4 protein-coding genes and 1 pseudogene are annotated in these 7,334 nt (G+C 69.9%); 1 reads left to right on the forward strand and 4 read right to left on the reverse strand.

From position 1 onward, the window contains the following. Positions 1-69: 69 nt before the first annotated feature. Both ACWD4B_RS28320 and ACWD4B_RS28325 read right to left on the reverse strand, forming a co-directional pair. Positions 70-306: a hypothetical protein gene (locus tag ACWD4B_RS28320; RefSeq protein WP_451423414.1), complete on the reverse strand. Its 237-nt coding sequence runs from the start codon at positions 304-306 to the stop codon at positions 70-72. Next, positions 303-1,217 carry an SPFH domain-containing protein gene (locus tag ACWD4B_RS28325; protein WP_451423415.1) on the reverse strand — a complete coding sequence of 305 codons (915 nt, stop codon included), beginning with the start codon at positions 1,215-1,217 and terminating at the stop codon, positions 303-305. Before ACWD4B_RS28325 ends, ACWD4B_RS28320 begins: the two co-directional genes overlap by 4 nt. Positions 1,218-1,456: 239 nt before the next feature. Here ACWD4B_RS28325 and ACWD4B_RS28330 point away from each other — a divergent pair, with 239 nt between their 5' ends. Further along, positions 1,457-3,739 (forward strand): transglycosylase domain-containing protein, encoded by a 2,283-nt coding sequence (locus ACWD4B_RS28330; RefSeq protein WP_451423416.1) that lies wholly within the window; start codon positions 1,457-1,459, stop codon positions 3,737-3,739. Between the two features lie 83 nt (positions 3,740-3,822). Here the strand turns inward: ACWD4B_RS28330 and ACWD4B_RS28335 are convergent, their stop codons facing one another. Both ACWD4B_RS28335 and ACWD4B_RS28340 read right to left on the reverse strand, forming a co-directional pair. Then, positions 3,823-5,286 carry a catalase gene (locus ACWD4B_RS28335; RefSeq protein ID WP_451423417.1) on the reverse strand — a complete coding sequence of 488 codons (1,464 nt, stop codon included), beginning with the start codon at positions 5,284-5,286 and terminating at the stop codon, positions 3,823-3,825. Between the two features lie 167 nt (positions 5,287-5,453). Beyond that, positions 5,454-7,166 (reverse strand): annotated as a pseudogene (locus tag ACWD4B_RS28340) (SpoIIE family protein phosphatase); the annotation flags it as partial. Positions 7,167-7,334: the final 168 nt, after the last annotated feature.

Consider the following 7,334-nt stretch of genomic DNA (forward strand, 5'->3'; position numbering starts at 1 on the left):
CATGGCGTGTATACATGGGGTGTATAGCGCCCGATAGGGGCGCGGGGAACGGCGCGAGCAACCCAAGACCTAGGTACCGTCGGCCGACTTGGGCGGCCGCCCGCGCTTGCGCATCGCACCGGCTTCCTTGGGGAGCCGCCCGGCCTCGGCCAAGGCCTTGCGCAACAAGAACTCGATCTGCGCGTTGGCGCTGCGCAGTTCCTCACCGGCCCACCGGGCCAACGCATCGTGGACCGCAGGGTCGAGCCGCAGCAGCACCTGCTTGCGCTGCCGCGGCTTCCCGGATCCGGGCTGCTCCTCCGTCACTGGTAGAGCGTGCCGGTGTTGAGGACGGGCTGTGCGGCCCGGTCGCCGCACAGCACCACCATCAGGTTGCTGACCATGGCCGCCTTCCGTTCCTCGTCCAGCTCGACGATGCCCTGCTCGCTGATCCGGGCCAGCGCCTGCTCGACCATGCCGACCGCGCCCTCGACGATCTGCTGGCGGGCGGCGACGATCGCGCCCGCCTGCTGGCGCTGGAGCATCGCCGAGGCGATCTCGGGGGCGTAGGCGAGGTGCGTGAAGCGGGACTCGATGATGTGGACGCCGGCGGTCTCGACGCGGGCGTACAGCTCGACCGCGAGCTTCTCGGTGATTTCCTCGGCGTTGCCGCGCAGCGAGAGCGCGTCCTCCTCGTGCGCGTCATAGGGGTACTCGATGGCGATGTGCCGCACGGCGGCCTCGGTCTGGACGGAGACGAACTCCTGGAAGTCGTCCACCGCGAACACGGCCTGCGCGGTGTCCTCGACCTGCCAGACGACGACCGCCGCGAGCTCGATCGGGTTGCCGTAGGCGTCGTTCACCTTCAGTACGGCCGTCTCGTGGTTGCGCACCCGGGTGGAGATCTTCGAGCGGCTGGTGAACGGGTTCACCCAGCGCAGGCCTTCGGTGCGGATGGTGCCCCGGTAGCGGCCGAAGAGCTGGACGACGCGGGCCTCGCCCGGGGCGACGGTGTTCAGCCCGGACATCGCGATGATCGCGGCCAGGCCGACGACGATGCCGCAGACGATGAACGCGGCCGCGGCCCCCTTGTTCCCGTCGGCGCCGAAGCCCGCGCCGACGATGACGCCGCCCACGCCGAGGAGCAGCCCGAACAGTCCCAGCAGCAGGGCGAGACCGCCCCCGATGTCCCGGGCCGGAACTTCCTTGATGTTGATCTTTGCCGTGGTGTCCGACATGGACGTACCCCCGCTTCGTCGGCGTGCGGTGGTCGGCCGCACGCTCTCCAGGTGTCTAGCAAAGTGATAGCACATTAAGGCCCTGTACGGTTTGCCGCTAGTACGCCGTTCCGGGTTCCGCCGCCCGGGGTGCTATATGTCACGTCCGTCATTGCCATGACGGATGGGCGTTTGGTGGCAGATGCGGTGTTAGCTTCATGAGCTGGGTTGGGGGCGGACGGACTGGAGCGACGGGAGAGATGGGCCGAGCGGACGCGCGACGCGCGCAGAAGAAGGGCAGTCGCCCCGGCAGGGGTGGCGGGAAGCCCAGGAAGACGGGCATACGCCGCTTCTTCACCTGGAAGATGCTGCTCGCCTACGTCGGAGCACTGATAGCCCTCGGTGTGGGCTCCTTCGTGGCGCTCTACCTCTATGTGGACGTGCCCGGTAACGGCAATGCGGCGGCCAAGCTGCAGAGCAACATCTACAAGTCGAGCGACGGCAAGACGATCGCACGGATCGGCGAGGTCAACCGCGAGGAAGTCCCGCTCTCGAAGATCCCCAAGAACATTCAGCAGGCTGTCGTCGCCGCCGAGAACAAGAACTTCTACACCGACCCCGGAGTCGACATCCAGGGCACGGCGCGCGGCATCGTCAACACGCTGATGGGCCGCGGCAAGCAGGGTGGTTCGACGATCACCCAGCAGTACGTCAAGAACTACTACCTGGACCAGCGGCAGACCGTCACCCGCAAGGTGAAGGAGATGTTCATCTCCCTCAAGGTCCAGGACAAGTTCAGCAAGGACCAGATCCTTGAGGGCTACCTCAACACCAGCTACTACGGCCGCGGCGCCTACGGCATCCAGGCCGCCTCGCGTGCGTACTACAACAAGGACGTCGACAAGCTGAACCTGCAGGAGGGCGCGTACCTCGCCGCCCTGCTCCAGGCGCCGAGCCAGTACGACTGGGCGCAGGCCACCGACGCCGGCAAGCGCAACGCCACGGCCCGCTGGAACTACGTGCTCGACAAAATGGTCGAGCAGAAGTGGCTGTCCGCCGCCGACCGCGCCAAGATGCAGTTCGAGCAGCCGGGCACCCCCAAGGCCTCCGAGGGTCTCAAGGGCCAGAACGGCTACCTGGTCGAGGCGGCCAAGCAGGAGATCATCCGCGACCTGGTCAAGGAAGGCCGCAGCCAGAAGGACGCCGAGCAGGACTTCGCCGCGGGCGGCTGGACGGTCACGCTCAGCATCGACCCGAAGAAGCAGGCGGAGCTGGAGAAGGCCGTCAAGGACAAGCTTCTGGACGACCTGGACCCCAAGGCCCGCGAGGTCGACGGCCATGCCCAGGTCGGCTCGGTGTCCGTGGACCGCAAGACCGGCAAGATCGTTGCTCTGTACGGCGGTCAGGACTTCGTGCAGCACCAGATCAGCAACGCCACGCGCCGGGACTTCCAGCCGGCGTCCACCTTCAAGCCGCTGATCCTGGCCTCGGCCCTGGAGCACGGGTCGACGACGCAGGACGGCAAGAAGATCACGCCGGCCACGATCTACGACGGCACCAACAAGCGGACGGTCGTGGGTCCGGGCGGTGACGGCTACGGTCCGGAGAACGAGGACCAGTACTCCAACCCGGCGGTCTCCGTCCAGGAGGCGATGAACCGCTCGGTCAACACCGTCTTCGCGCAGATGGCCGTCGACGTGGGCCTGGACAAGGTCAAGAAGACCGCCGTCGACATGGGCATGAAGGGTGACGGCGTCGGCTTCGACGCCAACCCGTCCATGGCGCTGGGCTCCATGGGCGCGAGCCCGATGGACATGGCGGGCGCCTATGCGACGCTCGACAACCACGGTATGAAGATCACGCCGAGCATCATCAAGTCGGCCTCCCGCGGCGGCCAGGAGTTCAAGCTCCCCGACGCGGCGGGCAAGGAGCGTGTCCTCGACCGCAACACTGCCGACGGCCTCACCCACGTCCTGCAGGGCGTGATCGAAGGCGAGGGAGGCACCGGTATCGCGGTGCAGAGCTCCCAGTACCAGGTGGCGGGCAAGACCGGCACCTCCGACGACAACAAGTCGGCCTGGTTCACCGGTTACACACCGGACCTCATCACCTCGGTCGGCATGTTCGGTGAGGGTGCGGGCGGCAAGCAGGTCACCCTCCAGGGCACCGGTGGCGGTGGCCGTGTGAACGGTGGTGCGTACCCGGCCAAGATCTGGGCCGCGTACAACTCGAGCGCGTTCGACGACGACTCCGACGCCAAGTTCGACCTGGAGACCGACGAGCCGTCCGCCCCGGTGGCGCCCCCGGCCCCGTCCGTGGTGCCGAGCCCGTCCGTGGGCCCGTCCCGCGCCCCGTCGACGAAGCCGTCGCCGAGCGGCCAGACCCCGTCTCCCTCGCACTCCCAGTCGCAGGAGCCGGGCCCGAACCCCTCGCGCCACACCCCGCCCGTCCCGCCGTCCCCGCCGCCGTCCCCGGTGAACCCGACGACGCCGGCCGGCGGTGACACCGGCGACACGGGCAACAAGCCCAACCGGAACGGCTGAGGCACCGCAGCACGCACAACGGCGACGGCCGCCGTCCTCCCGAAGGGGAGGGCGGCGGCCGTCGCCGTTGTACGGACCGGCGGTCAGGCCCCGTTGACCCGCGTCGCGATCTGGTCGCCCAGCTTCTTGTCGATGTTGCGCCAGTACTGCAGCGCGCGCTCCAGGACCGGCGGGGTGACGCCGCCCTTGAGGTGGCCGGCGACGTTGGAGACCAGGCGTTCGCGGGCCGCGTCGTCCAGGACCTTGCGGACCATCGTGCCCGCCTGGCCCCAGTCGTCGTCCTCGCGGTGGAGCTTGTACGCCTCGCGCACCATCTCGCCGGAGGCCTCCCAGCCCGCGATTTCGCCGAAGCGGGCGGTGTCGGCGGCCGGGCCGCCGTAGGAGTTGGGGGCGTACGGGCGGCCCGTGTTGGCCGGCTCGTAGCGCATCGGGCCGTCCTTGGCGTAGGAGTTGACCGTCGAGTGCGCCCGGTTGGGCGGCAGCTGGGCGTAGTTGGGGCCGATCCGGTACCGGTGGGTGTCCGGGTAGGAGAAGAGCCGGCCCAGCAGCATCTTGTCCGGCGAGGGGCCGATGCCGGGGACGAGGTTGGACGGTTCGAAGGCTGCTTGCTCGATGTGGACGAAGAAGTCCTCGGGGTTGCGGTCGAGGGTCATGCGGCCGACCTCGATCAGGGGGTAGTCGCCGTGCGGCCACACCTTGGTGAGGTCGAAGGGGTTGAACTGGTAGTCCGGGGCGTCGGCGAAGGGCATGACCTGGACGTACATCGTCCACGACGGGGCGTTGCCGCTCGCGATCGCCTGGGACAGGTCGCGGCGGTGGTAGTCGCCGTCCTCGCCGGCGATGCGGTCGGCGTCGGCCTGGGTGAGGAAGTCGATGCCCTGGTCGGTCTTGATGTGGTACTTGATCCAGAACTTCTCGCCGGCGCCGTTGACCCACATATAGGTGTGCGAGCCGTAGCCGTTCATGTGGCGCCAGCTCTTCGGGATGCCGCGGTCGCCCATCAGCCAGGTGACCATGTGGGCGGTCTCGGGGGAGAGCGTCCAGAAGTCCCACTGCATGTCGTTGTCGCGCAGGCCGTTGTCGGGGCGGCGCTTCTGCGAGCGGATGAAGTCCTGGAACTTCTGCGGGTCGCGGACGAAGAAGATCGGGGTGTTGTTGCCTACAAGGTCGTAGTTGCCGTGCTGCGTGTAGAACTTGAGGGCGAAGCCGCGGGGGTCGCGCCAGGTGTCCGGGGAGCCCTGCTCGCCGGCCACCGTGGAGAAGCGGGCCAGCATCTCCGTGCGCCGGCCGGGCTGGAAGAGGTCGGCCTTGGTGAACTGGCTGACGTCGTTGGTCACCTGGAAGGTGCCGTACGCGCCGCTGCCCTTGGCGTGCACCACCCGTTCGGGGACCCGTTCACGGTTGAACTGGGCCATCTTCTCGATCAAGTAGTGATCCTGAAGCAGGATGGGGCCCGTGTCGCCGATGGTGAGCGAGTGCTCGTCGCTTTCCACCGGGACACCGGCGTTGTTCGTGGTGTACGGAGTGCTCTGCGCCGAGTCGGTCATGTCTGGAGACGCCTCCCGGAACGGGTTGGGTGAGGACGTCGTGATGCCGCCCTCCACCCGAGCCAGTGAACCCCGCCGACAGAGTGTCGGCAACAGGGGGCTGGACACTGTCCAGAATTTCACCTCGTACGAGGGAACGGAAGGCGCAGCAGGTTTCGGCGCGGATCTCAGTGCACGTGAGTCGGCAGCGCCAGCTCGAACCACACCACCTTGCCCGTGCTCAGCCGGGTCGCCCCCCACCGCCTGGCCAGCCTGTTCACCAGGTACAGCCCGCGCCCGCCCTCGTCCGAGGGCCGGGCCCGGCGCAGCCGCGGCAGCTGCGGCACGTCGTCGCCGACCTCGCAGCGCAGCACGTCCGTCCGCAGCAGGCGCAGTGTTATCGGGCGCTCCGCGTACCGCACCGCATTGGTGATCACCTCGCTGACCAGCAGTTCCACGCTGTCCGTGAGCTCCTCCAGGCCCCAGCGGGTGAGCGCCCGGCGGGCCAGGCGGCGGGCCTGGCGGGCGGTCTGCGGGCGCGGGTCGAGGAACCAGTACGCGACGTCGCTGGGTGCGATGCCCTCGAAGCGGGCGGCGAGCAGGGCGATGTCGTCGTCCCGGTCGCCCGGGCCGAGCATGCCGAGCACCTCGTCGCACAGCGGCTCCAGGGGCGGCGGGTTGGGGCCGGTGAGCCGGGCGGTGTCGATCAGCCGCTCGCGGAGCTGCTCGATGCCGGTCCACACGTCCCGGATCCGGGACTCGACCAGGCCGTCGGTGTAGAGGAGGAGGGTCGCACCGGCCGGCGCGTCCAGCTCCACCGCCTCGAAGTCCACGCCGCCCACGCCGATGGGCGCGCCCGGCGGGACGCGCAGCACCTCGGCACGGCCGCCGCGATGCAGCATGATCGGCGGCGGATGGCCGGCGTTGGCGATGACGATGCGGTGCGCGACCGGGTCGTAGACCGCGTAGAGGCAGGTGGCCATGCGGTCGCTGCCGAGGCGCTGCGCCTGCTCGTCGAGGTGGTGCAGCACCTCCTGCGGCGGCAGGTCCAGGCCGGCCAGGGTCTGTGCGGTGGTGCGCAGCTGGCCCATGATCGCGGCGGAGGTCATGGAGTGCCCCATGACGTCGCCGACCACCAGGGCGACCCGGTTGCCCGGCAGCGGGATCGCGTCGTACCAGTCGCCGCCGACCCGGGCGGTCTCGGCGGCCGGCAGGTAGCGGCTGGCCAGCCGGACGCCCGTGGGCTGGGGGAGGGAGTCGGGCAGCATGGTGCGCTGCAGCTCGTCGGCGATGTAGACCTCGCGGCCGTAGAGCACGGCCTTGTCCACGCCGAGGGCGGTGTGGGTGGCCAGTTGGGCGGCGACGAGCAGATCGTCGCTCTCGAACGGGGTCCGGTCGGCACGGCGGACGAACACGGCTGCGCCGATCACTCTGCGCCGCCCGCGCAGCGGCGCGAGGACCGTGCGGTGCGCCTCCGGTACCTGCCGCCCCTCGCCGAGCAGCTCGGGCAGGGCCGCCCGCGCGGCCGGCGAGTCCCCGAAGACGGGTCTGACCCCGCGCAGCACTTCCGCGAGCGGCCCGCCTATCCGCACCTCGCAGCGCTCGGCCGCGGTCTCGGCGAGCGCCGGCCCCGGATCGGGCTGTTCGCCCGAAGGGCCGCCGGTCTCCTCGCCGTCCGTCCGCACGTACTCCGGCAGCCGGTCGGTGCGGCGCAGCCGCAGCACGACGGGGCCGACGGGCCGTTCGTCGCCGACGGGCAGCGGGTCGCGCAGGTAGACGAGGATCGCGTCGGCGAAGGTGGGCACGGTGGCGCGGCACAGCCCGAGGACGATCTCGTCGAGATCGATCCCGCGCGCGATCCGCCGCGTCGCGGCCCCCACGAACCGGAGCCGCTCCCCGCCGCCGGATCCGCTGTGCGGTGCGGCTCCGCCGGGAGTCGGGACGCATCCCGCCCCGCCGCCGCCCGGCCCGGCGGTTCACCGAAGGCGACCTCGCACAGGGGCGTCACCCGCATCCCCTCGTCCGGCATCCGGTGGAGGGCGGGGCATGGGCGACGAAGAAGGACGGCA

The sequence above is a fragment of the Streptomyces sp. NPDC002536 genome, assembly GCF_053594995.1.